Here is a 24,785-nt window from a genome sequence, read left to right on the forward strand (position 1 = left end):
CCCGTGACCGCCTCATGCCTGGATCTCCTTCGTTTCGGCGCCCGTCCGCGGCGGGCCGGTGGGCAGTGGACCGCCGGTCAGCTCCTCGGGCAGATGGAACCGGGCCAGGATCGCGGCGGTCCCCGCGGGCACCCGGCCGGGTGTGGCCAGCGAGACCAGGACCATCGTGAGGAATCCGAGCGGTACCGACCACAGTGCGGGCCAGGCGAGGAGCGCGTGCAGGGTGCCGGTTCCGGGATAGCCGGCCATGGTCGCGGCGACCGCGACGAAGGCCGCGCCGCCGCCGACGAGCATGCCGGCCGCCGCACCCGGCGGAGTCAGGCGCCGCCACCAGATGCCCAGCACCAGCAAGGGGCAGAACGAGGACGCGGAGACGGCGAACGCGAGCCCCACGGCGTCGGCGACGGGCAGTCCGCCGGCCAGCACGCTCGCGGCGAGCGGCACCGCCATCGCGAGGACCGTGCCGAGCCTGAAGTGCCGTACTCCGCGGGTCGGGAGGACGTCCTGGGTCAGTACGCCCGCGACCGCCATGGTCAGGCCGGACGCGGTGGACAGGAAGGCGGCGAAGGCGCCGCCCGCCACGAGCGCGCCCAGCAGGTCGGCGCCGAGCCCGCCGATCATCCGGTCGGGCAGCAGGAGCACGGCGGCGTCCGCGTCCCCGGTGATGCTGAGTTCGGGGGCGTACAGCCTGCCCAGCGCGCCGTAGACGGGTGGGAGGAGGTAGAAGGCGCCGATCAGGCCGAGGACGGCGACGGTGGTGCGGCGGGCGGCGACGCCGTGCGGGCTGGTGTAGAAGCGGACGACGACGTGCGGCAGGCCCATGGTGCCGAGGAAGGTGGCGAGGATCAGTCCGTACGTGGCGTACAGCGGGCGTTCCTCCCGTCCCGCCGCCAGCGATGTCGACATGCCGCCGTTGCTGCCGCGCTCGGCCACCGGGACCGGGTCGCCCTCGGTGAAGGTGAGCCGGGTGCCGCGCTCGATGCGGTGGACCCCCGCGGGGAGCCGGATCCGCTCGTCCGTGTGGGGCCGGGCGTCGACCGTGCCGGTCGCCGTGACGTCCAGGGGCCGGGCGAGTTTCAGGTCGAGGGTGTCGTCGACGCGGACGACCCGCTGTTCGCGGAAGGTCGCCGGTTCGTCGAAGACGTCGCGGGGCGCGCCGTGCGACTGCCAGGCGAGGACCAGGAAGAGTGCGGGGACCAGCAGGGCGGTGAGTTTGAGCCAGTACTGGAAGGCCTGCACGAAGGTGATGCTGCGCATGCCGCCCGCGGCGACGGTGGCGACCACGACCACGGCGACGAGTACGCCGCCGAACCGGTCGGGGGCGTCGGTCAGCACGGCCAGGGTCAGGCCGGCGCCCTGGAGCTGGGGCAGCAGATACAGCCAGCCGACCCCGACGACGAAGGCTCCGGCGAGGCGTCGCACCGCCTGGGAGCCGAGCCGGGCCTCGGCGAAGTCGGGCAGGGTGTAGGCGCCGGAGCGGCGCAGCGGGGCCGCGACGAACAACAGGAGGACGAGGTAGCCGGCCGTGTAGCCGACCGGGTACCAGAGCATGTCCGGGCCCTGCACGAGGACGAGTCCGGCGATGCCGAGGAAGGAGGCGGCGGAGAGGTACTCGCCGCTGATCGCGGCGGCGTTGAGCCGCGGTCCGACGGTGCGCGAGGCGACGTAGAAGTCGGAGGTGGTCCGGGAGATGCGCAGGCCGAACGCACCGACGAGGACGGTCGCCACGACCACGAGGGCGACCGCGGGGACGGCGTAGTTCTGGTTCACGGGTCAGCGGTCCTCGACGAGTCGCACGAAGTCCTTCTCGTTGCGCTCCGCGCGGCGCACGTACCAGCGCGCGAGCAGGACCAGCGGCGGGTACACGCCGAAGCCGAGCACGCCCCATTCGAGACCGGCGCCGTCCGGCATGGCGGCGAATACCAGTGGCAGTGGTCCGACGAGCAGCACGAGCACGGCGAAGACCAGCAGGGCGACACGGAGCTGACTGCGCATCAGGGAGCGGACGTAGGTGTGGCCGAGCGTGGTCTGTTCGTCGATCTCGGTCCTGGGCCGGTAGTAGCCGGACGTTCTGCGGGTGTGCCGGGGCACCCCGGTGACGACCACGCGGCGTTCGGTCGGGTCCTGTGGCACGCGGCCCTCCTCAGCTCGCGGTCCGGCGCAGCAACAGGTCGCGCAGTTCGCGCGCGTGACGGCGGCTGACCTGGAGTTCCACGGGGCCGACGAGGACGCTCACCGTGCCCGCGTCCAGCCTGAGTTCGCCGATGTGCCGCAGGGCGACGAGGTGACGGCGGTGGATGCGGACGAAGCCGCGGGAGCGCCAGCGCTCCTCCAGCGTGGACAGGGGGATGCGGACGAGATGACTGCCCTGGGGCGTGTGCAGGCGGGCGTAGTCTCCGTGGGCCTCGACGTGGGTGATGTCCTCGACGGACACGAAGCGGGTCACTCCGCCGAGTTCGACGGATATGTGGTCGGGGTCGGGTTCGTGCACGGGTATCAGGGGGGCGGTGTCCCTGAACTGGACGGCCCGTCGGACGGCCTCGGCGAGCCGCTCGCGGCGTACGGGCTTGAGCACGTAGTCGACGGCCTTCAGGTCGAAGGCCTGCACGGCGAAGCCCTCGTGCGCGGTCACGAAGACGACGAGCGGGGGGTTGGCGAAGCCGGTGAGCAGCCGGGCCAGGTCGAGTCCGTCCAGGCCGGGCATGTGGATGTCGAGGAAGACGACGTCGATGGCCTCGGGGCCGCCGGGTCCGGACTCCAGGGCCCGGTTGATCCGGCGCAGTGCCTCGGTGGCGTCGCTCGCGCCGTCGACGCTGCTGACGCGGGGATCGGCGTTCAGCAGATAGAGGAGTTCCTCGAGGGACGGTTGTTCGTCGTCGACGGCGAGCGCGCGCAGCATGAGAGTGGAGTGTAAGAGCGATCGGTCCGCCTGGACATGTCGCGGAGCGTCCGCGTTCTCGCCGGCCGCGTGGGCGTTGACGCTGGATACAGTGCGGTCATGAGCAGCAAGCCCGCGATGTTCGACGAACTCGACCGCAAGATCATCACGGCCCTGATGGCCAATGCCAGGACGAGCTTCGCGGAGATCGGCGCGGCGATCGGCCTGTCCGCCACCGCGGTCAAGCGGCGCGTCGACCGGCTGCGCGAGACGGGTGTGATCACCGGTTTCACGGCCACGGTGAAACCGGCCGCGCTCGGCTGGCGCACGGAGGCGTACGTGGAGGTGTACTGCGAGGGCGCGGCCCCGCCGCGGCGGCTCGCGGAGGTGGTGCGCAACCATCCGGAGATCACCGCCGCGATGACCGTGACCGGAGGCGCGGACGCGCTGCTGCACGTGCGGGCGACCGATGTGGAGCACTTCGAGGAGGTGCTGGAGCGGATCCGTACGGAGCCGTTCATCCGGAAGACGATCAGCTACATGGTGCTGTCCCACCTGCTGCCGGAGGCTCCTGAGGCCGGGGCGACCCACGCCGTCCCGGACGACGCAGGAAACGTGCGCTGACTCCTCCGATCACGCATCATTGCTGCGCAATCACGCAGCTCTCCTCGCTTGTCGCCCGTATCTGCCGTTTCTTACCGTGGAGGAACCCCCAGCCGACACCGCAGGAAGCGGAGGTACCTCTCTGTGCCCGACAGCCGTGTGCCGCGCCCCCGGCGCTTTCTGGTCTGCGAACCCAGACACTTCGCCGTGCAGTACGCGATCAACCCGTGGATGCATCCCGACACGCCCGTGGACGTCGACCTCGCCCGCGGCCAGTGGGAGGCGCTGATCCGCGCCTACCGCGCGCACGGCCACACCGTCGACTCGGTGGAACCGGTCGCCGGCCTTCCCGACATGGTGTTCGCGGCGAACTCCGCGCTCGTCCTGGCGGGCCGGGTCTTCGGCTCGCTCTTCCACGCACCCCAGCGCCGTCCCGAGTCCATCGCCTACGACACCTGGTTCAAGGCGGCCGGCTTCGACGTCTACCGGCCCGAATCGGTGTGCGAGGGCGAGGGCGACCTGGTCCCGACGGGCCGATACGTCCTGGCCGGCACCGGATTCCGTACGACCCCCGAGGCGCACCGCGAGGTGCAGGAGTTCTTCGGCGTCCCGGTGATCGGCCTCAGCCTGGTCGACCCGCGCTTCTACCACCTGGACACGGCGCTGTTCGTCCTGGACGACGACAACATCGCGTACTACCCGGAGGCGTTCTCGCCCGGCAGCCGCGAGGTGCTCGCCCGGCTGTACCCGGACGCGGTGCTCGCCACACGCGAGGACGCCATGGCCTTCGGCCTCAACTCGGTCTCCGACGGCCGCCACGTCTTCATCGCGCCGCGCGCCGAGTCCCTCGCCGAGCAGCTCGACCGCCACGGCTACGTCCCCGTCCCCGTCGACCTCTCGGAGTTCCACAAGGCCGGCGGCGGCATCAAGTGCTGCACTCAGGAGATCCGTTCATGACGGCACCCACCCGCACCCCCGCCCGTACGCGCACCTCCGACGAGCTGATCCGCGCGGAGGCGCCGGTCCTCGCGCACAACTACCACCCGCTGCCCGTCGTCGTCGCCCGTGCCGAGGGCACCTGGGTCGAGGACGTAGAGGGCCGTCGCTACCTGGACATGCTGGCGGGCTACTCGGCCCTCAACTTCGGGCACCGCAATCCGGTGCTGATCGAGGCGGCGCACCGTCAGCTGGACCAGCTCACCCTGACCTCGCGCGCCTTCCACAACGACCGGCTGGCCGGGTTCGCCGAGTCCCTGGCCACGCTGACGGGCCAGGACATGGTCCTGCCGATGAACACGGGCGCGGAAGCGGTGGAGAGCGCCATCAAGGTGGCCCGCAAATGGGCTTACGAGGTCAAGGGGGTCGCCCCGGACCGAGCGACGATCGTCGTGGCCGCCGACAACTTCCACGGCCGTACGACCACGATCGTCAGCTTCTCCACGGACGAGACCGCCCGCACCGGCTTCGGGCCCTTCACCCCCGGCTTCCGTGTGGTCCCGTACAACGACCTCGCCGCGCTCGAAGAGGCGGTCGACGAGACCACCGCGGCCGTGCTGATCGAGCCCATCCAGGGCGAGGCCGGCGTGGTCGTCCCGGACCACGGCTATCTGACCGGCGTACGCGAGCTGACCCGCCGGGCCGGCTGCCTGTTCATCGCCGACGAGATCCAGTCGGGTCTCGGCCGCACGGGGGCCACCCTCGCCGTGGAGCACGAGGAGGTCGTGCCGGACCTGGTGCTTCTCGGCAAGGCGCTCGGCGGCGGCATCGTGCCGGTGTCCGCGGTGGTGGGGCGCCGGGACGTGCTGGAGGTACTGCGTCCGGGCGAACACGGCTCGACGTTCGGCGGCAATCCGCTCGCAGCGGCCGTGGGCTCGGCCGTCGTCGGCCTTCTGGAGACCGGGGAGTACCAGCGCCGGGCGGCGGAGCTGGGCGTGATCCTGCGCGGTGGGCTCGCGAACCTGGTCGGCAAGGGCGTCGAGGGCTTCCGGGCGCGCGGACTGTGGGCGGGGGTCGACATCGACCCGGCCATCGGCACGGGCCGCGAGATCAGTGAGGGCCTGATGCGCGAGGGCATCCTCGTCAAGGACACCCACGGTTCGACGATCCGTCTCGCCCCTCCGCTGACCATCACCGGCGAGGAACTGCAGTCGGCTCTCGGGGCTCTGGAGAAAGTTCTGACGCAAGGGGTCTGATACCGGCCACGAGGCCACAGAGAGTGACACCGGAACGGTTACGCCCGGCGACGGCCGCGCCTACACTGATCGCTCCCCGGGGGAAACGAGGAGTGCCCCAGTGTTTTATTACGTGCTCAAATACGTGCTTCTGGGTCCGCTGTTGAGGCTGGTCTTCCGGCCTCGGATCGAGGGCCTTGAGCACGTACCGTCGTCGGGCGCGGCCATCGTCGCCGGCAACCATCTGTCGTTCTCGGACCACTTCCTGATGCCCGCGATCCTGAAGCGGCGCATCACCTTCCTCGCGAAGGCCGAGTACTTCACGGGTCCCGGCATCAAGGGCCGGCTCACCGCGGCCTTCTTCCGCAGCGCCGGGCAGATCCCCGTGGACCGCTCCGGCAAGGACGCGGGCCAGGCGGCGATCCGCGAGGGCCTCGGCGTACTGCGCAAGGACGAATTGCTGGGCATCTACCCGGAAGGGACCCGCTCGCACGACGGGCGTCTCTACAAGGGCAAGGTCGGCGTCGCGGTGATGGCCCTCAAGGCCGGGGTCCCGGTGATCCCGTGCGCGATGATCGGCACCTTCGAGGCGCAGCCGCCCGGCAAGGTCATCCCGAACATCCATCCCGTCGTCATCCGCTTCGGCAAGCCCCTCGACTTCTCCCGCTACGCCGGCATGGAGAACGAGAAGGCGATCCTGCGCGCGGTGACCGACGAGATCATGTACGCCATTCTCAGCCTCTCGGAACAGGAGTACGTCGACCAGTACGCGGCCGTCGTGAAGGCCCAGGAGGCCGAGGAGAAGGCGGCGAACGCGCGCAAGTTCCGACGGATGCCGTTGAGCTGAGCGGAACGGAGTCCGCCTGCACCGGACGTACGTCCTGTACATTTTTTACGTATGAGACGTGCTGTGGTGATCGGAGCGACCGGACAGATCGGACGCGCGGCCGTGGACGCGCTGGCCCGCGACGGCTGGGAGGTGACGGCCGCGTCCCGCGGCGGCGGCCGCGACGACGGCTGGCCCGCGCAGGTGCGCGCCGTCGGGCTGGACCGTGCGCAGGACACCGCCCTGGCCGCGGCGGTCGGTGACGGCTGCGACGTGCTGGTCGACATCGTCGCCTACGGCGCCGAGCACGCACGCCAGCTGACGGGGCTCGCCGGCCGCGTCGGCTCCGCCGTGGTGATCTCCAGCGTGTCGGTCTACGAGGACGACAAGGGGCGCGGCTTCGACACGCAGTCGGAGCCGGACGGATTCCCCGAGTACCCGGTGCCGATCCCGGAGAGCCGGCGCACCGTGCGGCCCGGCGACGGCACGTACAGCACGCGCAAAGCCGCCCTGGAGCGCGACCTCCTCGCCGCGGGCGACCGGTTGCCGACGACCCTGCTGCGCGCGGGTGCCGTGCACGGCCCCTACTGCCGTACGCCCCGCGAGCTCTACTTCGTCAAGCGCAACCTGGACGGCCGTCGTCGGCGCGTCCTCGCGTTCGGCGGCCAGAGCCGCTTCCACCCGGTGAGTGTCCACACCGTCGCCGAACTGATCCGGCTGGCGGCACGGCGGCCGGGGTCGCGCGTCCTGAACGCCTGCGACCCCGAGGCGCCCACGGTGGCGGAGATCGCAGCGGCGATCGACACGGCGATGGGCGTGCGGGCGGAGGATGTGCTGGTGGACGGTCCGGCCCCGGCGCCCACGGTCGGGGACACGCCGTGGACGGTACCGCTGCCCGTCGTCTGCGACATGCGCGCCGCCGAACGGGAGTTGGGCTACCGCCCGGTGGTCCGGTACGCCGACACGCTCCCCGAGACCATCGCCTCGATCGAACGCCGGCTGGCCGGACGGGACTGGCGGGAGGCCTACCCCGACATGGTCCGCGCGTACGGCGACCTCTTCGACTACGCGGCGGAGGACGCCTGGCTCGCGTCCTGAGCGAGAGGTCCGGCCCGACAGGAGCCGGGGCGCACCGCGTCCTGGAACGGTGAGGGGGCGGCCGGAGTCCGGCCGCCCCCCTTCCCGCTGGACGGGTTACGGCTTCGGCGTGGCGTGCGGCGCGCAGGTCACGTCGGACGCGTCCGTCCTGCCGGTGAGCAGGTAGCTGTCCACCCGCTCGTTGATACAGGGGTTGACCAGCCCGGTCACACCGTGCGAGCCCGCGCCCTGCTCGGTGATCAGGCGGGAGCCCTTGAAGCGCTTGTGCAGTTCGACGGCGCCGGCGTACGGGGTGGCGGCGTCACGCGTGGACTGCACGATCAGGACGGCGGGCAGACCCTTGCCGGTCTTGACGTTCACCGGGGTCTGCTGCTTGGCGGGCCAGGTGGCGCACGGCAGGTTCATCCACGCGTTGGCCCAGGTCATGAACGGGTAGTCCTTGTGGAGCCGGGTGTTGTCCCGGTCCCACTTCTGCCAGCTGGTGGGCCACTGGGCGTCGGTGCACTCGACGGCCGTGTAGACGGCGTTGCCGTTCTCCGAGGCGATGTTGCCCGCGGTGTCCGACAGGTCGGGGGCGGCGGCGTCGACGAGCGCCTGCGTGTCACCGGCGACGTACTTGCTGAACACCGTCGCGACCGGGACCCAGGAGGAGTCGTAGTACGGCGCGCTCTGGAAGAAGGAGATCAGCTCGGCGGGGCCGACGACGCCCCCGAGAGGGCTCTTCTTCGCGGTGGCCCGCAGCTTCAGCCACTGGTCCTGGACCTCGGCCCGGGTGTCGCCGAGGTGGAAGGTGGCGTCGTTCTTCGCGACCCAGTCCTCCCAGTCCTTCCAGCGGCCCTCGAAGGCGATGTCCTGCTCCAGGTTGGCCTGGTACCAGATGTTCTCCCGCGACGGGTTGACGACGCTGTCGACCACCATGCGGCGGACGTGCCCCGGGAAGAGCGTGCCGTAGACGGCTCCCAGGTACGTGCCGTACGAGACGCCCAGGTAGTTGAGCTTCTTCTCACCGAGGGCGGCACGGATGACGTCGAGGTCGCGTGCGGTGTTCGGCGTGGTCATGTGCGGCAGCATCGCGCCGCTGCGCTCGGCGCAGCCGTCGGCGTACTCGGCGGCCAGCTTGCGCTGGGCACGCTTGTCCGCCTCGCTGTCCGGGACCGGGTCGGCCTTCGGCGCCTTCACGAACTCCTGCGGATCGATGCAGGAGATGGGGGCCGAGTGGCCGACACCGCGCGGGTCGAAGCCGACGAAGTCGTACGCCTTGGCGGTGTTCGCCCAGACGGGGCTCTTCGTGGTCACGCGGCGCGGGAAGCGCATGCCGGAGCCGCCGGGGCCGCCGGGGTTGTAGACGAGGGCGCCCTGCCGCTCGTCCTTGCTGCCCGTGTTCCCGATACGGTCCACGGCCAGCTTGATCTGCTTGCCGTTCGGGTGGGCGTAGTCGAGCGGGACGCTGACCCAGCCGCACTGGATCGGCTTCTCCAGGCCCCAGTCCGCGGGACAGTCCTGCCAGTCGATGCCGGCCTTGGCCGCCCGCTCCGCGGCGATCGCCGCTCCGCGCTGCTCCCGGTCCTGCCCGTGACGCGACGCGGCGGTGGCCGACGGAGCCGTGACGGCTCCGGCGATCAGGGTCGCCGTGACGAGCGCTCCGGCCGAACCGAGCGCCGTCATCCGTCTCGACGGTCTCTTAGCCCTCAAGTGTGGCCTCCCCGTACATCGTTGCGATTGGTAGGGGGATCCTTTCGGCTGTGAGGTCCCTGAGAACAGATGCGACAGGGCTTCTTTACTAATCCGATAACCGGTGCGCGTTGTGCCGTTGAGCGGAGACATCTCCGTCCGCCCTCGGAGAGCGGGCCACCACGGCCCACGGTCAGCCGAGCAGGCGCAGCGCCTCGTCCAGCACGCGCCGCAGTCCGAGCCCGTCGGGCGCGAGTGCGGTGACGAGCACGGCGGGCCCGGCGAGCGGAGCCAGTGCCGCGTACTCCCCCAGCATGCGGGGCTCGGGCAGGTGGTCGGCGAACTCCGGTCGTACGAAAACCAGTTGGCCCACCGCACGCAGCCCGGCCAGCACAGCGGGCCCGTCCCAGCCACCGGGCGCGCCCGGACCACAGGCCAACTCCTGGTCCAGCAGCGCCCGTCCGTCCAGTCGCACGACAAGACGGCTGGTGAGCCGGCCGGGTTCCTCGCCCACGCGCCCGAGCACCTGCTCCTCCCGGAACACCAGCCGGGCGCGTCCCTGGAGGTCGATCCGCGAGGAGACGCACAGGTCGCTGCCGCCGGCGGAGATCAACTGCTCGGGGAGCCAGTGCAGTTCGCCGCCGTCGGCGACGGAGAGCCGGACGTCGTAGCGTGCCTCGCCCTTGTTCTGGCCGGGCAGCGCGATCGTCGCGGCGGCCGACCCCACCCTCAGGCGCGCGCCCTCGTCGGCGCGTGCCTCGACGGTGAGGTGGTCGCCGCCGAGCGGGCCGCTCATCGCGCCGACGAGCATGACGCGGGCCTCGTCGCCGTGGGACCGGATGCGGCGCACCGCGAGCGGGCCCTCCCCCTCCAGCACGGGCAGCGAGGTGCCGCCCCTGCCGTCGTCCCGCGCGGCGATCCGTGCGGTCGCCCGCACACCCGCCGTCGTCAGGCGACCTGCCCGGCTCGCGCCGGCCGGCCGAAGCGCACGCCCGGGCCCGCTGCCGTCCGCCGTCGGCGTGGCCCCGCGCGTCGGGCCGGCACCGTTCGCCCGGCCGGCGCCGCCCACGGGTCCGGCACCGTCGGCCCGGCCGACGCCGCTCACCGGACCGACGTCGCCCGTCCGGCTCAGGCCGTCCACCCGGTTCACGCCATCCATCCGGTTCACGCCGTCCACGCGGCGAGTCGCTCCCGCACCCAGCCGGCGACGGCCGCGACCCCGTCCTCGGTGCGCAAGGACTGGAAGACGACGGGGAGTTCGGCTCGCTGCGTCTTCGCGTCCGCCGCCATCCGCCCCAGATCTGACCCCACATGGGGTGCGAGGTCGGTCTTGTTCACGACGAGCAGGTCGGCGGTGGTGACACCGGGCCCGCCCTTGCGCGGAATGTCGTCGCCGCCCGCGACGTCGATCACGAAGATCTGCGCGTCGACGAGCCCCTTGGAGAAGGTAGCCGTGAGATTGTCGCCCCCGGACTCCACGAGGATCAGGTCCAGCGGACCGACCGCGTCCTCCAGGTCCTCCACCGCTTCGAGGTTCGCGGAGATGTCGTCCCGGATGGCGGTGTGCGGACAGGCCCCGGTCTCGACGGCGGCGATCCGCTCGGGCGGCAGCACCGCCTCCCGCAGCAGGAACTCCGCGTCCTCCCTCGTATAGATGTCGTTGGTGACGACGGCGAGGGACAACTCGTCGCGCAGCGACCGGCAGAGCGCGGCGACGGTGGCGGTCTTCCCCGAGCCGACCGGCCCGCCGAGCCCGATCCTCAGGGCCCGGCGCGCCCCGTCCGGACGATGGGCGTCGGCACTGACAGCGGACGCACCGTCATGGGTGTGGTCGAGATGCACGATGAGTCTCCAAGGTGGTGTGGGGGCAGCGGCGGAGCGGGTGCGCGGTGCTCTTACGAAGCGAAGAGGCGTACGGGCCAGGCCGCATGTGCCTGGGCGCCGATCTCCAGCAGCGGGGCCGAGGCCGCGGGCAGCGCGTCGACGCCGTGGTCGAGCACGCCCCGCGCGGCAGCGGCGGCCGTGCCCGCCACCCGGTCCAGTTCCGGCGCCAGTCGGGCCAGCACCGCGCTGGCGTCGAACGGATCGAGGCTCAGCAGCCGCACGGTGGCCGTCGCCGGTCCGCTGACGCTCTCGTACGCGGAGCAGTACGCGGCGTCGTCCGCCGCGAGGCCGGCGGCCCGGGCCGTGACGCCGAGAACGACGGGCTGATGCGCCCCTTTGGGGAACTCCCTTGCCAGCGCGTCGAGTTCGGCCGAGGGCCAGGCCGCCCGGGCCGCTCTCATCAGCTGCCGCCCGAGCCGTCGCGCGGCGACCCGCAGGGCAGGTGACGGCGTCCGGGCGTCGGCGGCGTCGTCCAGGGCCGCCGGGTCGGCACCGAGCGTGGCCGCCGCGGCCAGCGCGGCCGAGACGAGGCCGGTCGTGTGCAGCCGGCCCCGGCAGAAGTCCTCCAGGCTCGCCGCCCCGGTGACCCGTCCGGACTTGACGGCCGCCTCCGCCCCGCCGGAGTGGGCATGGCCTCCGGCGGGGAAGCGTCCGTCGGCCAGGACCAGTAGTGCCGCGCGGGACATCAGAAGAGGAAGTAACGCTGGGCCATGGGCAGTTCCGCGGCCGGTGTCGCCTCGACCAGTTCGCCGTCGATGTGCACGGCGAAGCTGTCCGGGTCGATCTGCACCCGCGGTCGCGCGTCGTTCTCGCGCATGTCCGCCTTGGTCACCGCCCTGGTCGACTCGATGGCGACGAACCGCTTCCCGAGGGAGAGCCGTTCGGGGAGCCCGTCCTCGATGGCGAGCGGTGCGACGAAGTTGAACGAGTTGGCGGCCGGCGCCCTCCCGACGGCGCCGTACATCGGCCGGGGCAGGATCGGCTGGGGAGTCGGGATCGACGCGTTGGCGTCGCCCATCTGCGCGTATGCGATCTGGCCGCCCTTGATGACGAGGTGCGGCTTGACTCCGAAGAAGGCGGGCTCCCACAGCACCAGGTCGGCGAGTTTGCCCGGCTCGACGGAGCCGACCTCGCGGGCGAGGCCCTGCGCGAGCGCCGGGTTGATCGTGTATTTGGCGACATAGCGACGCACCCGGTGGTTGTCCGCGCGCCCGTCGCCCGGCAGGGCACCGCGCCGCCGCTTCATCACGTGGGCCGTCTGCCAGGTCCGCATGACGACCTCACCGACGCGTCCCATGGCCTGGGAGTCCGAGGAGATGATCGAGATGGCGCCGAGGTCGTGCAGTATGTCCTCGGCCCCGATCGTCGACGGCCTGATCCGGGACTCGGCGAAGGCCAGGTCCTCGGGCACCGCCGGGTTCAGGTGGTGGCACACCATCAGCATGTCGAGGTGCTCCTCGGCGGTGTTGACGGTGTAGGGCCGGGTGGGGTTGGTGGAGCTGGGCAGCACGTACGGCTCGGCGACCACGGTCATGATGTCCGGCGCGTGCCCGCCGCCCGCGCCCTCGGTGTGGTACGCGTGGATGCCGCGTCCGCCGATGGCGGCCAGCGTGTCGCCCACGAAACCGGCCTCGTTGAGGGTGTCCGTGTGGATGGCGACCTGGATGCCGGTGCGGTCCGCGACGGTGAGCGCGGCGTCGATCGCCGCGGGCGTCGAGCCCCAGTCCTCGTGGATCTTCAGGCCGAGCGCGCCGCCGCGGATCTGCGACAGCATCGCTTCGTGCGAGACGGTGTTGCCCTTGCCCAGCAGGCCGAAGTTGAGCGGGTACTGCTCCATGGCCTCCAGCATCCGGGCCAGGTGCCAGGGGCCGGGCGTGACGGTGGTCGCCTTCGAGCCCTCGGCGGGGCCCGTGCCGCCGCCCACGAGCGTGGTGATCCCGGAGGCGAGTGCCTCGTCGGCGATCTGCGGGCAGATCAGGTGCACATGGGCGTCGATGGCGCCCGCGGTCAGGATGCGCCCGTTGCCCGCGATGATCTCGGTCTCGGGGCCGATCACCAGATCGGGGTGGACGCCGTCCATGGTGTCCGGGTTGCCGGCCTTGCCGATGCCGGTGATCCGGCCGTCGCGGATGCCGAGGTCGGCCTTGACGATCCCCCAGTGGTCGACGACCACGACACCCGTGATGACGGTGTCGGGCGTGCCGTCCGCGCGCGTGGCACGCGACTGTCCCATGGACTCGCGGATGACCTTTCCGCCGCCGAACACCGCCTCGTCACCGGCGAGTCCGGGACCGCCGGACCGGTCCTCCTCGATCTCGATCAGCAGGTCGGTGTCGGCGAGGCGGATGCGGTCGCCGGTGGTGGGGCCGAACAGGTCGGCGTACGCGGCGCGCGAGATCTCAGGCATCGAGGGCACCTCCGGTCTCACCGCGCAGTCCGGGCACCACGCGGGCACCGGCGAGCGGGACGAGTTCGACGTCGACGGGGATCCCCGGCTCGAAGCGCACAGCGGTGCCGGCGGCGACGTTCAGCCGCTTGCCGCGCGCCGCGGCACGGTCGAAGTCCAGGCCGGGGTTGGCCTCGGCGAAGTGGTAGTGGGAGCCGACCTGGACGGGCCGGTCGGCGGCGTTGAGGACGGTCAGCCGGGTGACTTCGCGGCCCTCGTTGAAGACGACGGGCTCGTCGGCGTAGAGGATCTCTCCGGGAATCATGGCGCTGCTCCCCGTCAGACGATGGGGTCGTGGACGGTGACGAGCTTGGTGCCGTCCGGGAAGGTCGCCTCCACCTGGACGTCGTGGATCATCTCGGGGATGCCCGACATCACGTCGTCGCGGGTGAGGATCTTCCGGCCGGAGGCCATGAGTTCGGCGACGGTGCGTCCGTCCCGCGCGCCTTCGAGGATGTGCGACGTGATGAGGGCGACGGCCTCGGGGTGGTTCAGTTTCAGTCCGCGGGCCCTGCGCTTCTCGGCCACGTCGGCGGCCACGTGGATCAGCAGCCTCTCTTGCTCGTGCGGGGTCAGTTGCACGGCGTACCACCTCACAGTCCTCGCTCCGGACCGTGCGGGGTCCGGTGGCCGCAGCCACCGAAACCCCTGGTGGCGTGGATGCGCACGCTAGTTGGCCGGGGTTTCGGGGACGTTAACCGGCCTGTGGCCGAGTGTCGGCCCTCCGGTGGGCCGTACCGGACCCACAGGGCGCTTCTCGGCGGGCGGGTCGCCGCGGGAATCTCCGGGGGCGCGGGCGCCGGGGCCGGCGTGTCGCATCACAGGTCCCGTGGGGCGTGATCGACGCCCCCGCCAAGCGCCGGGGTCGGCGCGGCCCGGTGGCGGTCCCACCGCGCTCGACCGCCTCAACCGGGCAGCCGCAGCTTCGGAAACAACCCCGGGGCGACGAAGCCACCGTCCGGCACGCCGCCGCGAGCCGGACCGTATACGGCAGGTCGTGGACACCCCCGTACGGCCGATGATGATCGCGCCGGACCGACGGGACGGCGGCGACCCGATGCGGCCGATCGTGGGTCCTGCCCCGCGCGGGCGCGCGTCCGCCCCGCCGTGCGGCGGCGGGCGCACGGCACGCGGACCGCGCCGGTTCCGTCCAGGGGGTTTTGTTTGGATCAAGTGAGATCAGGTCGGATCAGGCCGCGGCTCCGGTGCGGTGCGTCGCAAGGCGGAGGATCACCCGCGTACCGGGCGCACTCGGGTGGTCCGACAACGCGGCGAAGTGCCGTGCCGGACGTCGCGGACCCGGGCTGATCCGAATGAAACCCCTCAGGAGGCGCTCGGCCCCCGGTGCTCGGCGGCGATGCCGAAGCGCTGGCGCTCCCGCGGCGCGGACGCGACCTCGCGAACGCTGGAAAGGGAGCTGATCACCTGCTCGTCGGCGGGGTCCTGGAGTTCCTCGAGGCGTTCCAGGTCGGCGGCGGAGACCAGCGCGACGAGAGGCTTCCCGTGCCGCGTCACCACGACGCGCTCACCGCCGTACACCACGCGGTTGATCAGGTCGGCGAGCTCAGCCCTGGCTTGCGTCACCGGAATCTCGTAGGCCATGCCGTCCAGCTTAGACCGGTGTCCCGATCCGACCCGGAGCGAGCGATCTCCCGCCGGCCGCTCCCGTACACCCCCGGGGCCCCACTCGTGCAATCCGCCGAGCCCTTCCCGCGTACTCCGTCGAGACCTTCGCGTGCACTCCCCCGGGCGCCTCCCGCGGGCCTTTTCGCTGTCAGCGAGTACCCATCGACAAGACCTGTACGTCCTGTACATTTTTTACAGAGTCCCCCAGAGGAGGCGCGCACCATGTCCGAACCGTCCGCCCGCTACGTCCTGCCCGAGTTCACCGAACGCACCAGCGCGGGACACCGGACCCTGGATCCGTACTCGAAGCTGCTCGACGAGCGGATCGTGTTCCTCGGGACGCCGATCGACGACACGTCGGCGAACGACGTGATGGCGCAGTTCATGCATCTCGAATATCTGGCCCCGGACCAGGACATCTCGCTGTACATCAACTCCCCGGGCGGCTCATTCAGCGCGATGACCGCGATCTACGACACGATGCAGTTCGTCACCTGCGACGTGGAGACGACCTGCCTCGGACAGGCCGCGTCGGCCGCGGCCGTGCTGCTCGCCGGCGGCACACCGGGCAAGCGGTTCGCCCTTCCGGGTGCCCGCGTCCTCATCCACCAGCCCTCGTTGCCCGAACCGGTCCAGGGCCAGGCAAGTGATCTGGCCATCCAGGCCGAGGAGTTGATCCGCACCCGCGGACTGCTGGAGGAGATGCTCGTCCGGCACACGGGCCAGAGCCCGGAGCGGGTCGCAGCCGACATCGAACGCGACAAGATCCTCGACGCACCGGCGGCGGTGGCGTACGGACTGGTCGACCGGATCATCCCGAGCCGCAAGGGCTCGCGCAGCACGCCCGGCGGGAGGTGACCGGCCGATGCTCCCACCGGAACTGCCGCCCCTCCCCGCGCTCACGCGCGCCGAGGCCGAGTTGATCGACCGATACCTCGACGTCGTCGACCTGCTCGGCCGCATCAACCCGGCCCGTCCCGGCGACACCTACCGCGGCCTGAGGGCCGCTCAGGCACTGGTGGTCAAGGCGACCGCACTGCGCGACGCGCTGACCCTGATGCACCAGCGCGGCGAGAGCGAGGTGCACGCACCGACACTCGCGCGGGCACTGCGCGTGCTCGACGGCGAGCGGCGCGCGTCCCGGGTCACCGTGCCGCCCTGCTCCGGAAGTTGACGCGCGACCGGTGCGCACGCCCGGGCCGCGACGCACGCCGACCGGCGAGACGTCCGGCCCGGGTTTCAAACGGACCAGAAGGATTACCCCCCGTTGGAGTATCTGCGGGTCCTTTGTACGACGCCCCCGAGTTGCGCAACGCGCGTGGTCACGAGCCGGAATTTGGCGTTCCGTTGCAGGTACGGGCGTCGTCGTACACCTCAACACCCGCCCGAACAAAGGGGTGTCCACCCGAACGGGTGAGTGGTGAGTAACGCCACAAATCACCGGTTCCGCTCGGCATTTCCGACTCTCATGCGTGAAGATCCCTTCCGACGACAAGCCCCCGCCGCAGCGGCGGGGCGGTCCGGGCGGACGCCGAGTCCTGCCGCCGCCCGGATGTCCGGTCGACAGAAGTGGATCGGCAGGAGTGGAGGACCCAGCACGACGGGCCGCCGGAGAGATCCGGGCGGTCCTTGGGGTGAAGCCGCAACACGCGGCCGGGCTACTTCGCCAGCCCGAATCCGACAGGTCATCCTTCACAGGCGGCTGACGAAGGGTTGCGCATGACTGCGCTCAATCGTGTCCCGTCGCTGTGGACCCGGGCCGGTACGGCCTCGGCTCTGACCATCGCCGCCGTCGGCGGCACCCTGGTGGTCCCCGGTGTCGCTCCCGACGCCGAGGCGGCCACCGTGGCGACGAAGGCACTCCAGGTCGCGGCCTCGAAGAAGGGCGCCCCCTACAAGTGGGGGGCCACCGGACCGCGTCGCTTCGACTGCTCCGGGCTGACCCTGTACTCGTTCAAGAAGGCGGGCAAGAAGCTCCCTCGAACGGCCGCGGCGCAGTACAACAAGACCCATCACATCTCGGCCTCGCACCGCAAGGCCGGAGACCTGGTGTTCTTCCACTCGGGCCGGAGCGTGTACCACGTCGGCATCTATGCCGGGAAGGGAAAGATCTGGCACTCCCCGAAGACCGGGGACGTCGTGAAGCTGCAGAAGATCTGGACGAGGAGCGTCTGGTACGGACGGGTGAGCTGATCCACCCTTCGGTGGCGGCGCGGGGCCGCCGCCACCGAAGGGCGTGCGACAGGAGACCGCGAGGGTTCGCTCGGTGTCCCGCCCGCGCGATCGGCGCCGCCGCGCCGGCCCGTGAGGCGAGCGCTCAGCTCCTCAGGGGCTCCAGGACGAGGACCAGACCGAGCACCGTCAGGGCCGTGCCGGTGACCGCCTCCACGGCCCGTGCGGCGCGCGGTGCGCGCAGCCACCGACCGAGCCGGTCCACGAGGAGCGCCACCGCCGGGAACCACACCAGGCCCAGGACCACCACGATCAGTGCCAGCAGCAGGGTCCGCGGCATCGCGGGACTGCCCGCCGGCACGAACTGCGGCAGCAGGCTGAGGAACGTGATCGGGGCCTTCGGGTTGAGCGCGTTGGTGACGAAGCCCTGCCGCAACGGACGCGCGCCGTCCCCGGTGCCCTCCGCGGCCTCCTCGCGCGACCGCCCCAGCGACCGCAGCGTCCGCACCCCGAGGTGGAGGACGTAGACGCCGCCGAGCAGTTGCAGTGCCCGGAAGAGCGCCGGCACGGCGGTGAGCACCGCGGCGACCCCGGCGACGGCGAGCGCCGTGTGCAGGAGCAGTCCACCGACGATGCCGAGCGCGCTGGCGAGACCGGCCCGGCGCGAGACCAGGCCGTTGCGCACCACGACGGTGAAGTCCGCACCCGGCACGGCGACCATGCCCGCGGCGACTGCTGTGAAGGCGATGAGCTGAGCGTCCATGGGCCCCAGACTGCCTCTGCCGGGCCTTCAGCAGGTATGTCGAATATCCTGGGTCGGTCTTAAGCATTCGTTCAGACCGGCGCGGTCGCGGCGAGGTCCGGGGTGGTCCGATGTACGACCCGACGCGGCTCGCGGCGCTGGTCGCGGTCGCCGAGGCGGGGTCGATCACCCGGGCGGCCGAACGGCTCGGTTACACCCCGCCCGCGCTCTCCCAGCAGCTGGCGAAGCTGGAGCGCGAGGCGGGCGCGACGCTCCTCGTCCGGTCCCATCGCGGGACGCGGCTGACGGGCGCCGGCGAGCTGCTGGTGGCGCGGGCGCGCCGGGTGCTGGACGAGATGGAGCGGGCCCGGCACGAGCTGGCGCACCTGGCCGGCCTGTCCGGCGGCACACTGCGGCTCGGCACCTTCCAGACGGCGGGCATCCATCTGCTGCCGCCCGTGCTGAGTGCCTTCCGCCGGACCTACCCGGACGTGGAGCTGGCGGTCGCCGACTACGAGCCGCCCGCCGGGGTCGCGGCCGTCGCGGCGGGCGAGGTCGACCTGGCCCTGACGCACACCTACGAGCCGGCGGCCCCCGTCGCCGTCCCGTCGTCCGTGAGCCTGGAGCCGGTGCTGGTCGAGGAGCTGGTGCTGGTGACCGCCCCCGGGCACGTCCTCGCGGGCGGCTCGGCCCGGCTCCCCCTGGCCGAGCTCGCGGGTCAGCCGCTGATCAGCATGGCCCCGGATCATCCGCCCCGGCAGGGTGTGGAGGCGGCACTCGCCCGCGCCGGTGCCACCCCCGCGGTGCTGGTCGAGACCCCGGTCTACGCGCTCGTGTGCGCCCTGGTGAGCGCCGGGCTCGGGGTCGCGGTCGTGCCGGAGATGGTCGCCAGGACGGCGGCGACTCCGGTGGGGACGCGCCTGCTGGATCCGGGAGATCTGCGCCGTACGATTTCGGTCGTCCACCGGACCGACGAGACGTCACCCGCCGCCGACGCGTTCCGCGCGCTGCTGCGCGGCACCTTCGAACGGGCCGGCCGCCACCGCCCGGACAACTGAGCCGTCGCTCAGGGCTCTTGCGGGCCCCCGGCCACCACCGGCTGGACCCGTGCCGTCCAGGGCAGTTCGATCGAGACGGTCTTGCCGCCCTCACGGGTGGGCCGGACGGTGAGTCTGCCGCCGCACTCGGCGGTCAGCCAACGGATGATCACCATGCCGCGTCCGTTGTCCTGTTGGACGGCCGCCGGAAGCCTCTTGGGGAAACGCGGGTGGCTGTCGGTGACTCCGAGACGGAGCTGCTCGTCCCGTTCCAGCCGGACGTCCACGGTGAAGGTGGGCGACTGCCCGAACGTGTGCTGGACTGCGTTGGTGGCGAGTTCGGAGACGATGAGCCTTACGGTGTCGGCGACTTCGGAGTCGCACGGCAGACCCCATTCGACGAGTACGTCGGCGACGAACGCGCGGGCCGCGGAGACCGAGGCGGGATCGCTCGGCAGGGTGACGGATGCTTCCTGGTGATCTGCCATGGCGACGTCGTCCCTTTCCCACGGGACCGGAGTCCGACACGGAGCGGATGGTTCGAGTACGGTCCCGGACTGGTGCTTCGCGCCAGACTGCCATTACCGGGCCGGTCACGGGTGCGATCCACCAAGATATGCATATATCTGTCGCTCGAAGCGGTGAACTCTGCGACGGCAGAGCGTATTTGGGTGGCTCGGAAGGAGTAAGGAGTACGGCCATGCAGCACGGTCCCGCGGTGCGCCGCCGCAAGCTCGGTGCCGAACTGCGCGCGCTGCGCGCCGGCGCGGGCCTCACGAGCGGTGAGGCCGCCCGGCTCCTGGGCTGGCACCAGTCGAAGGTGAGCCGGATCGAGACCGGGACCAGCGGGGTGAAGTCCACGGACGTGACACGGCTGCTGGACGTCTACGCCGTCGATGACCCCGAACTGCGCGACCTTCTCACCGTGTTGGCGGGCGCCGAGGACGACGGCAGGCATCACTGGTGGCACGCCTACCGCGGGGTGCTGCCGCCGGCGTACCGGGACTTCATCAGTCTGGAGTCGCAGGCGCGCGGGATGCGGACGCTGGAGACGTCCGTCGTACCCGGACTGCTCCAGACGCCCGAGTACGCGCGCGCCGTGACGCGGGCCGCCGTCGAAGGGCTGGAGGACTGCAAGCTCGACGCGCTCGTCGAGGTGCGCCTCGCCCGGCAGGACGTGCTGCGCTCACGCCCGCCGCTGGAGCTGGACGCCGTCCTGGACGAGGCGGTGTTACGCCGCGAGGTCGGCGGACCCGAGGTGATGGCGCACCAGTTGCGGCGGTTGTGCGACGCCGCGGCGCTGCCCCAAGTGCGGCTTCAAGTACTGCCGTTCACCGCCGGAGCGCACATCGGCGTCACCGGGCCTTTCGTTATCTTCTCATTTTCGAACACAACTGATCTGGATGTGGTTGTTCTCGACCACTTGACGAGTAGCCTCTATCTCGAGCGGAAAGAAGACCTTCAGGCCTACAGCGAGGCCTTCGACGCACTTCAGTTCCACGCCCTTTCGCCCGAGGAATCGTTGGACTACATCGCCGGGATAGCTGACGGCGCGTAAGGAGGCACCATGTCTGCACTGCCTCGGAACGTACCTTCCAGTACCTCACTCCACGACGCCCGGTGGCTGCGCAGCAGCCGCAGCACGGGAATGAACAACTGCGTCGAGACGGCACGGCCCGGCCCGGGCCCCTGGTCCGGACTGGTGGCCGTGCGCGACTCCAAGAACACGACGGGACCCGCCCTGCTGTTCGCCCCCGCCGCCTGGGAGGGCTTCATCAGCGGACTGAGCTGATCCCTCGCCCGCACACCGCGATCACCGCGTCCGGCTGATCACGCTCACGGCGTGCTCGATCTGCTCCTCGGTGAGGTCCGCGCGAGCGGTCAGCCTCAGCCGAGAGATGCCGTCGGGCACGGACGGGGGACGGAAGCACCCGACGGCGAGCCCCGCCTCGCGGCAGTCGGCCGCCCAGCGCACCGCTCGCTCGGGGGACGGCGCGCGCACGGAGACGACGGCGGCGTCCGGCCGTACGGCTTCGAGCCCCTCGGCCGTCAGCCGGGTGTGCAGGACCGTCGCCACCGCGCGTGCCCGGAGCGCGCGTTCCGGCTCCCGGCGCAGCAGCCGCAGAGCCCCCAGAGCGGCTCCGGCCGCGGCGGGTGCGAGACCCGTGTCGAAGATGAACGTACGGGCCGCGTTGACCATGTGGTCGATGACGGCAGCCGGGCCGAGGACCGCGCCGCCCTGGCTCCCGAACGACTTCGAGAGCGTGACCGTCACGACGACGTCCGGCGCTCCCGCGAGCCCCGCCGCGTGCGGCGCGCCCCTGCCGCCGTCGCCCAGGACACCGAGTCCGTGCGCGTCGTCGACGACCAGTCCGGCCCCGTACTCCCGGCAGGCGTCCGCGAGTTGGGCCAGCGGAGCGGCGTCCCCGTCGACCGAGAAGACCGTGTCCGAGACGACGACGGCGGGCCCCTGGTGGGTGCCGAGCGCCTTGCGCACCGCGTCGGGGTCGGCGTGCCCGACCACCTGCGTGGTGCCCCGGGCGAGCCGGCAGCCGTCGATCAGCGAGGCGTGGTTGCCCGAGTCGGAGACGACGAGTGAGCCGTGCGGTGCGAGGGCGGTGACGGCGGCGAGATTGGCCGCGTAGCCGGACGAGAAGACCAGGGCGGACTCGAAGCCGCAGAAGTCGGCCAGTTCGCGTTCCAGCTCGCCGTGCAGTTCGGTCGTGCCCGTCACGAGGCGGGAGCCGGTCGCACCGCCGCCCCACCGGTGCGCGGCCTCCGCCGCCGCCCCGGTGACCTCCGGGTGCCGGGCCAGTCCGAGGTAGTCGTTGCTCGCGAGGTCGAGGAGCGGCGAGTCGGCGGGGCGCGGACGCAGCGTGCGGACGAGTCCGGCGGCGCGACGCGCCCGGGCCTGCTCGTCGATCCAGCCGAACGCCATGTGTCCTCCGGACCGTAGGGGCGGGTGTTTTGTAGGCAGTGCACAGACCCTAGCGGCCGGGCCAGCAGGCCAGGGTGTGGCAATACCCACACGTCGAACCGTCTCTGTTGTGCAAACTCTCCTTGGCCGGGAGTGGTCGCATAAGCAAGGATCGGGCCTCATGGACCTGCTGAACACGCTGGTGGACAAGGGGCTTCGGCGCGAGCTGCCGACCCGCGACGAGGCGCTGGCCGTACTGGCCACCTCCGACGACGACGTGCTGGACGTGGTGGCCGCGGCCGGCAAGGTGCGCCGGCAGTGGTTCGGCCGACGGGTGAAACTCAACTACCTCGTCAACCTCAAATCGGGCCTGTGTCCGGAGGACTGCTCGTACTGCTCGCAGCGGCTCGGCTCCAAGGCCGACATCCTCAAGTACACCTGGCTCAAGCCCGACGAGGCCTCGAAGGCCGCGGCGGCGGGTCTCGCCGGCGGCGCCAAGCGGGTCTGTCTGGTGGCCAGTGGACGCGGTCCGACGGACCGTGACGTGGACCGGGTCTCCGACACCATCAAGGCGATCAAGGGCCAGAACGAGGACGTCGAGGTGTGCGCCTGCCTCGGCCTGCTCTCCGACGGCCAGGCCGAGCGGCTGCGCGACGCGGGCGCGGACGCGTACAACCACAACCTGAACACGTCCGAGGGGACGTACGGGGACATCACGACCACCCACACGTACGCCGACCGGGTGGACACGGTGCAGAAGGCGCACGCGGCGGGACTGTCCGCCTGCTCGGGCCTGATCGCCGGCATGGGCGAGTCCGACGAGGACCTCGTCGACGTGGTGTACGCGCTGCGCGAGCTCGACCCGGACTCCGTTCCGGTGAACTTCCTGATCCCCTTCGAGGGCACCCCGCTCGCCAAGGAGTGGAACCTCACGCCGCAGCGCTGTCTGCGGATCCTCGCGATGGTCCGCTTCGTCTGCCCGGACGTCGAGGTCCGCATCGCGGGCGGCCGCGAGGTCCATCTGCGCAGCATGCAGCCGCTCGCCCTGCACCTGGCCAACTCGATCTTCCTCGGCGACTACCTCACCAGTGAGGGCCAGGCCGGCAAGGCGGACCTGGAGATGATCGCCGACGCGGGCTTCGAGGTGGAGGGCGCGGGCGAGGTCACGCTGCCCGAGCACCGGGCGGCCGCGGGCGGCGGCTGCGGCTCGCACGCGGACGCCGGATGCGGTTCGCAGGAAGGCGCCGGGTGCGGCTCGCACGCGGACGCCGGGTGCGGCTCGCACGCGGACGCCGGATGCGGCTCGCACCAGGGCGGCGGCGTGTGCGGCTCCGCCCCGGCGGCCGCCGCCACCGTCACGGAGCAGTCCTCCGACGCGCGCACCGACCTCGTCGCCGTACGCCGTCGTGGGGCCGGAACGGATCTCGCGCCCAATGCCTGAGCTGTCCGTCAGGGAACTGCTCGACCTCGACCGGCGCCATGTGTGGCACCCCTACGGGCCGATGCCGGGGCGTCAGGAACCGCTCGTCGTGGAGTCGGCGAGCGGTGTCCGGCTGCGCATGGCGGACGGTTCGGGCGAGCTGATCGACGGCATGTCCTCCTGGTGGTCGGCCATCCACGGCTACAACCACCCGGTCCTCAACGAGGCCGCACGAGGTCAGCTCGACCGCATGAGCCACGTGATGTTCGGCGGACTCACCCACGAACCCGCCGTACAGCTGGCGAAGCGCCTTGTCGACATGTCGCCCGAGGGGCTGGAGCACGTCTTCCTCTGCGACTCCGGCTCGGTCTCGGTCGAGGTCGCCGTCAAGATGTGCCTCCAGCACTGGCGCTCGCTCGGCCGCCCCGGCAAGCAGCGGCTGCTGACCTGGCGCGGCGGCTACCACGGGGACACCTGGCAGCCGATGTCCGTGTGCGACCCGGAAGGCGGGATGCACGAGCTGTGGCAGGGCGTCCTCCAGCGCCAGGTGTTCGCCGAGGCGCCGCCCGCCGAGTTCGACGAGGCGTACGCCGACCGGCTGCGGGAGCTGATCGGGCAGCATGCCGACGAGCTCGCCGCGGTGATCGTGGAGCCGGTGGTGCAGGGCGCGGGCGGGATGCGCTTCCACTCGCCCGAGTATCTGCGGGTGCTGCGCGAGGCGTGCGACACGCACGACGTGCTGCTCGTCCTCGACGAGATCGCCACCGGCTTCGGCCGGACGGGCGCGCTGTTCGCGGCGGACCACGCCGGTGTCACCCCGGACGTGATGTGCGTCGGCAAGGCTCTGACCGGCGGCTACATGACGATGGCGGCGACCCTGTGCACCCCGCGGGTCGCCGACGGCATCTCGCGCGGCGAGGTCCCGGTGCTCGCGCACGGGCCCACCTTCATGGCCAACCCGCTGGCCGCCGCGGTCGCCTGCGCCTCGATCGACCTGCTGCTCGGCCAGGACTGGCGGACCGAGGTCAAGCGGATCGAGACGGGGCTTCGGGACGGGCTCGCGGAAGCCGCCTCGGCACCGGGGGTACGGGACGTACGGGTCCTCGGCGCGATCGGTGTCGTGCAGCTCGACCACGAGGTGGACATGGCGGCGGCGACGGCTGCCGCGGTCCGCGAGGGCGTGTGGCTGCGGCCGTTCCGCGACCTCGTCTACACGATGCCGCCGTTCGTGACGGGTGACGAGGACGTGGCACGGATCGCTCGCGCGGTCTGCGCCGCGGCACGGGAGGGATGA

At 71.6% G+C, this 24,785-nt stretch carries 27 protein-coding genes and 1 riboswitch; of the genes, 13 read left to right on the forward strand and 14 right to left on the reverse strand.

All coding sequences use genetic code 11. From position 1 onward, the window contains the following. Positions 1-12: 12 nt before the first annotated feature. The 3 genes from ACSYGO_RS09735 to ACSYGO_RS09745 are packed head-to-tail and all read right to left on the reverse strand — an operon-like array spanning position 13 to position 2,899. Positions 13-1,770 (reverse strand): sodium/solute symporter, encoded by a 1,758-nt coding sequence (locus ACSYGO_RS09735; protein ID WP_460386495.1) that lies wholly within the window; start codon positions 1,768-1,770, stop codon positions 13-15. Positions 1,771-1,773: 3 nt separating this feature from the next. After that, on the reverse strand, positions 1,774-2,133 hold the full coding sequence (locus ACSYGO_RS09740; protein WP_095932793.1) for a hypothetical protein: 360 nt from the start codon (positions 2,131-2,133) through the stop codon (positions 1,774-1,776). A gap of 10 nt (positions 2,134-2,143) precedes the next feature. Beyond that, positions 2,144-2,899, reverse strand: a complete 756-nt coding sequence (locus ACSYGO_RS09745; RefSeq protein ID WP_460386496.1) for a LytR/AlgR family response regulator transcription factor — start codon at positions 2,897-2,899, stop codon at positions 2,144-2,146. A 99-nt stretch (positions 2,900-2,998) separates the two neighbouring features. Here ACSYGO_RS09745 and ACSYGO_RS09750 point away from each other — a divergent pair, with 99 nt between their 5' ends. The 5 genes from ACSYGO_RS09750 (at position 2,999) to ACSYGO_RS09770 (ending at position 7,576) form a co-directional block, all read left to right on the forward strand. After that, positions 2,999-3,502 (forward strand): Lrp/AsnC family transcriptional regulator, encoded by a 504-nt coding sequence (locus ACSYGO_RS09750; RefSeq protein ID WP_095932795.1) that lies wholly within the window; start codon positions 2,999-3,001, stop codon positions 3,500-3,502. 123 nt (positions 3,503-3,625) lie between these two features. Next, on the forward strand, positions 3,626-4,438 hold the full coding sequence (gene ddaH / locus ACSYGO_RS09755; protein WP_432186772.1) for a dimethylargininase: 813 nt from the start codon (positions 3,626-3,628) through the stop codon (positions 4,436-4,438). Beyond that, the gene (gene rocD, locus ACSYGO_RS09760; protein ID WP_426678719.1) at positions 4,435-5,673 is read left to right on the forward strand and encodes an ornithine--oxo-acid transaminase; all 1,239 of its coding nucleotides are present in this window, start codon (positions 4,435-4,437) and stop codon (positions 5,671-5,673) included. Before ddaH ends, rocD begins: the two co-directional genes overlap by 4 nt. A gap of 100 nt (positions 5,674-5,773) precedes the next feature. After that, positions 5,774-6,499 (forward strand): lysophospholipid acyltransferase family protein, encoded by a 726-nt coding sequence (locus ACSYGO_RS09765; RefSeq protein ID WP_426678720.1) that lies wholly within the window; start codon positions 5,774-5,776, stop codon positions 6,497-6,499. A gap of 63 nt (positions 6,500-6,562) precedes the next feature. Next, positions 6,563-7,576, forward strand: a complete 1,014-nt coding sequence (locus ACSYGO_RS09770; RefSeq protein WP_460389695.1) for an NAD-dependent epimerase/dehydratase family protein — start codon at positions 6,563-6,565, stop codon at positions 7,574-7,576. A gap of 96 nt (positions 7,577-7,672) precedes the next feature. On the opposite strand, the gene ACSYGO_RS09775 is transcribed toward ACSYGO_RS09770, so the two are convergent. The 8 genes from ACSYGO_RS09775 to ACSYGO_RS09810 form a co-directional block, all read right to left on the reverse strand. Beyond that, positions 7,673-9,241 (reverse strand): alpha/beta hydrolase, encoded by a 1,569-nt coding sequence (locus tag ACSYGO_RS09775; RefSeq protein WP_426678721.1) that lies wholly within the window; start codon positions 9,239-9,241, stop codon positions 7,673-7,675. Between the two features lie 199 nt (positions 9,242-9,440). Continuing rightward, positions 9,441-10,199 carry an urease accessory protein UreD gene (locus tag ACSYGO_RS09780; protein ID WP_460389696.1) on the reverse strand — a complete coding sequence of 253 codons (759 nt, stop codon included), beginning with the start codon at positions 10,197-10,199 and terminating at the stop codon, positions 9,441-9,443. Between the two features lie 212 nt (positions 10,200-10,411). Continuing rightward, positions 10,412-11,089, reverse strand: coding sequence for an urease accessory protein UreG (gene ureG, locus ACSYGO_RS09785; protein ID WP_426678722.1), 678 nt, complete (start codon positions 11,087-11,089; stop codon positions 10,412-10,414). A 53-nt stretch (positions 11,090-11,142) separates the two neighbouring features. Next, entirely contained in the window at positions 11,143-11,817 is a 675-nt protein-coding gene (locus ACSYGO_RS09790; protein WP_426678723.1) for an urease accessory protein UreF, read from the reverse strand. Continuing rightward, a complete protein-coding gene (locus ACSYGO_RS09795; RefSeq protein ID WP_426678724.1) occupies positions 11,817-13,538 on the reverse strand; it encodes an urease subunit alpha in 1,722 nt (573 codons plus the stop codon). The genes ACSYGO_RS09790 and ACSYGO_RS09795 overlap by 1 nt, the downstream gene beginning before the upstream one ends. Next, on the reverse strand, positions 13,531-13,842 hold the full coding sequence (locus tag ACSYGO_RS09800; RefSeq protein WP_426678725.1) for an urease subunit beta: 312 nt from the start codon (positions 13,840-13,842) through the stop codon (positions 13,531-13,533). The genes ACSYGO_RS09795 and ACSYGO_RS09800 overlap by 8 nt, the downstream gene beginning before the upstream one ends. A gap of 14 nt (positions 13,843-13,856) precedes the next feature. Further along, complete coding sequence (locus ACSYGO_RS09805) at positions 13,857-14,159, reverse strand: urease subunit gamma (RefSeq protein WP_095932918.1); 303 nt, start codon at positions 14,157-14,159, stop codon at positions 13,857-13,859. Between the two features lie 741 nt (positions 14,160-14,900). Further along, on the reverse strand, positions 14,901-15,179 hold the full coding sequence (locus tag ACSYGO_RS09810; RefSeq protein WP_028800395.1) for a type II toxin-antitoxin system Phd/YefM family antitoxin: 279 nt from the start codon (positions 15,177-15,179) through the stop codon (positions 14,901-14,903). A 246-nt stretch (positions 15,180-15,425) separates the two neighbouring features. On the opposite strand from ACSYGO_RS09810, the gene ACSYGO_RS09815 reads away from it, so the two are divergent. The 3 genes from ACSYGO_RS09815 to ACSYGO_RS09825 all read left to right on the forward strand — a co-directional run bounded on the left by ACSYGO_RS09815 (position 15,426) and on the right by ACSYGO_RS09825 (position 17,396). Beyond that, positions 15,426-16,061 carry an ATP-dependent Clp protease proteolytic subunit gene (locus tag ACSYGO_RS09815; protein WP_460386498.1) on the forward strand — a complete coding sequence of 212 codons (636 nt, stop codon included), beginning with the start codon at positions 15,426-15,428 and terminating at the stop codon, positions 16,059-16,061. 7 nt (positions 16,062-16,068) lie between these two features. Continuing rightward, positions 16,069-16,377, forward strand: a complete 309-nt coding sequence (locus ACSYGO_RS09820) for a hypothetical protein (protein WP_345658123.1) — start codon at positions 16,069-16,071, stop codon at positions 16,375-16,377. 377 nt (positions 16,378-16,754) lie between these two features. Further along, positions 16,755-16,919: riboswitch (cyclic di-AMP (ydaO/yuaA leader) on the forward strand. Positions 16,920-16,922: 3 nt separating this feature from the next. Then, entirely contained in the window at positions 16,923-17,396 is a 474-nt protein-coding gene (locus ACSYGO_RS09825; RefSeq protein ID WP_426678727.1) for a C40 family peptidase, read from the forward strand. Positions 17,397-17,520: 124 nt separating this feature from the next. Here the strand turns inward: ACSYGO_RS09825 and ACSYGO_RS09830 are convergent, their stop codons facing one another. Then, positions 17,521-18,138 carry a LysE family translocator gene (locus ACSYGO_RS09830; RefSeq protein WP_426678728.1) on the reverse strand — a complete coding sequence of 206 codons (618 nt, stop codon included), beginning with the start codon at positions 18,136-18,138 and terminating at the stop codon, positions 17,521-17,523. Positions 18,139-18,248: 110 nt separating this feature from the next. On the opposite strand from ACSYGO_RS09830, the gene ACSYGO_RS09835 reads away from it, so the two are divergent. Then, entirely contained in the window at positions 18,249-19,175 is a 927-nt protein-coding gene (locus tag ACSYGO_RS09835) for a LysR family transcriptional regulator (RefSeq protein WP_426678729.1), read from the forward strand. Between the two features lie 8 nt (positions 19,176-19,183). Here ACSYGO_RS09835 and ACSYGO_RS09840 read toward each other — a convergent pair whose 3' ends face one another. After that, the gene (locus ACSYGO_RS09840) at positions 19,184-19,642 is read right to left on the reverse strand and encodes an ATP-binding protein (RefSeq protein ID WP_426678730.1); all 459 of its coding nucleotides are present in this window, start codon (positions 19,640-19,642) and stop codon (positions 19,184-19,186) included. A gap of 212 nt (positions 19,643-19,854) precedes the next feature. Here ACSYGO_RS09840 and ACSYGO_RS09845 point away from each other — a divergent pair, with 212 nt between their 5' ends. Both ACSYGO_RS09845 and ACSYGO_RS09850 read left to right on the forward strand, forming a co-directional pair. Then, on the forward strand, positions 19,855-20,712 hold the full coding sequence (locus tag ACSYGO_RS09845) for a helix-turn-helix domain-containing protein (protein WP_435221396.1): 858 nt from the start codon (positions 19,855-19,857) through the stop codon (positions 20,710-20,712). A 9-nt stretch (positions 20,713-20,721) separates the two neighbouring features. Beyond that, the gene (locus tag ACSYGO_RS09850; RefSeq protein ID WP_426678732.1) at positions 20,722-20,946 is read left to right on the forward strand and encodes a DUF397 domain-containing protein; all 225 of its coding nucleotides are present in this window, start codon (positions 20,722-20,724) and stop codon (positions 20,944-20,946) included. A gap of 21 nt (positions 20,947-20,967) precedes the next feature. Here the strand turns inward: ACSYGO_RS09850 and ACSYGO_RS09855 are convergent, their stop codons facing one another. Further along, the gene (locus tag ACSYGO_RS09855) at positions 20,968-22,092 is read right to left on the reverse strand and encodes an 8-amino-7-oxononanoate synthase (protein ID WP_460386499.1); all 1,125 of its coding nucleotides are present in this window, start codon (positions 22,090-22,092) and stop codon (positions 20,968-20,970) included. A 160-nt stretch (positions 22,093-22,252) separates the two neighbouring features. Here ACSYGO_RS09855 and bioB point away from each other — a divergent pair, with 160 nt between their 5' ends. Beyond that, positions 22,253-23,512, forward strand: coding sequence for a biotin synthase BioB (gene bioB, locus ACSYGO_RS09860; protein WP_460386500.1), 1,260 nt, complete (start codon positions 22,253-22,255; stop codon positions 23,510-23,512). Next, positions 23,505-24,785 (forward strand): adenosylmethionine--8-amino-7-oxononanoate transaminase, encoded by a 1,281-nt coding sequence (locus ACSYGO_RS09865; protein WP_460386501.1) that lies wholly within the window; start codon positions 23,505-23,507, stop codon positions 24,783-24,785. The genes bioB and ACSYGO_RS09865 overlap by 8 nt, the downstream gene beginning before the upstream one ends.

The organism is Streptomyces krungchingensis (genome assembly GCF_054729265.1).

Bases quoted from the DNA above. Each gene is read 5' to 3' on its own strand.
- ACSYGO_RS09815 (WP_460386498.1), top strand. From the start codon at position 15,426: ATGTCCGAACCGTCCGCCCGCTACGTCCTGCCCGAGTTCACCGAACGC.
- bioB (WP_460386500.1), top strand. From the start codon at position 22,253: ATGGACCTGCTGAACACGCTGGTGGACAAGGGGCTTCGGCGCGAGCTG.
- ACSYGO_RS09830 (WP_426678728.1), bottom strand. From the start codon at position 18,138: ATGGACGCTCAGCTCATCGCCTTCACAGCAGTCGCCGCGGGCATGGTC.
- ACSYGO_RS09855 (WP_460386499.1), bottom strand. From the start codon at position 22,092: ATGGCGTTCGGCTGGATCGACGAGCAGGCCCGGGCGCGTCGCGCCGCC.
- ACSYGO_RS09790 (WP_426678723.1), bottom strand. From the start codon at position 11,817: ATGTCCCGCGCGGCACTACTGGTCCTGGCCGACGGACGCTTCCCCGCC.
- ACSYGO_RS09795 (WP_426678724.1), bottom strand. From the start codon at position 13,538: ATGCCTGAGATCTCGCGCGCCGCGTACGCCGACCTGTTCGGCCCCACC.
- ACSYGO_RS09845 (WP_435221396.1), top strand. From the start codon at position 19,855: ATGCAGCACGGTCCCGCGGTGCGCCGCCGCAAGCTCGGTGCCGAACTG.
- ACSYGO_RS09800 (WP_426678725.1), bottom strand. From the start codon at position 13,842: ATGATTCCCGGAGAGATCCTCTACGCCGACGAGCCCGTCGTCTTCAAC.
- ACSYGO_RS09840 (WP_426678730.1), bottom strand. From the start codon at position 19,642: ATGGCAGATCACCAGGAAGCATCCGTCACCCTGCCGAGCGATCCCGCC.
- ACSYGO_RS09825 (WP_426678727.1), top strand. From the start codon at position 16,923: ATGACTGCGCTCAATCGTGTCCCGTCGCTGTGGACCCGGGCCGGTACG.
- ACSYGO_RS09865 (WP_460386501.1), top strand. From the start codon at position 23,505: ATGCCTGAGCTGTCCGTCAGGGAACTGCTCGACCTCGACCGGCGCCAT.
- ACSYGO_RS09820 (WP_345658123.1), top strand. From the start codon at position 16,069: ATGCTCCCACCGGAACTGCCGCCCCTCCCCGCGCTCACGCGCGCCGAG.
- ACSYGO_RS09835 (WP_426678729.1), top strand. From the start codon at position 18,249: ATGTACGACCCGACGCGGCTCGCGGCGCTGGTCGCGGTCGCCGAGGCG.
- ACSYGO_RS09850 (WP_426678732.1), top strand. From the start codon at position 20,722: ATGTCTGCACTGCCTCGGAACGTACCTTCCAGTACCTCACTCCACGAC.
- ACSYGO_RS09810 (WP_028800395.1), bottom strand. From the start codon at position 15,179: ATGGCCTACGAGATTCCGGTGACGCAAGCCAGGGCTGAGCTCGCCGAC.
- ACSYGO_RS09775 (WP_426678721.1), bottom strand. From the start codon at position 9,241: ATGACGGCGCTCGGTTCGGCCGGAGCGCTCGTCACGGCGACCCTGATC.
- ACSYGO_RS09750 (WP_095932795.1), top strand. From the start codon at position 2,999: ATGAGCAGCAAGCCCGCGATGTTCGACGAACTCGACCGCAAGATCATC.
- rocD (WP_426678719.1), top strand. From the start codon at position 4,435: ATGACGGCACCCACCCGCACCCCCGCCCGTACGCGCACCTCCGACGAG.
- ACSYGO_RS09745 (WP_460386496.1), bottom strand. From the start codon at position 2,899: ATGCTGCGCGCGCTCGCCGTCGACGACGAACAACCGTCCCTCGAGGAA.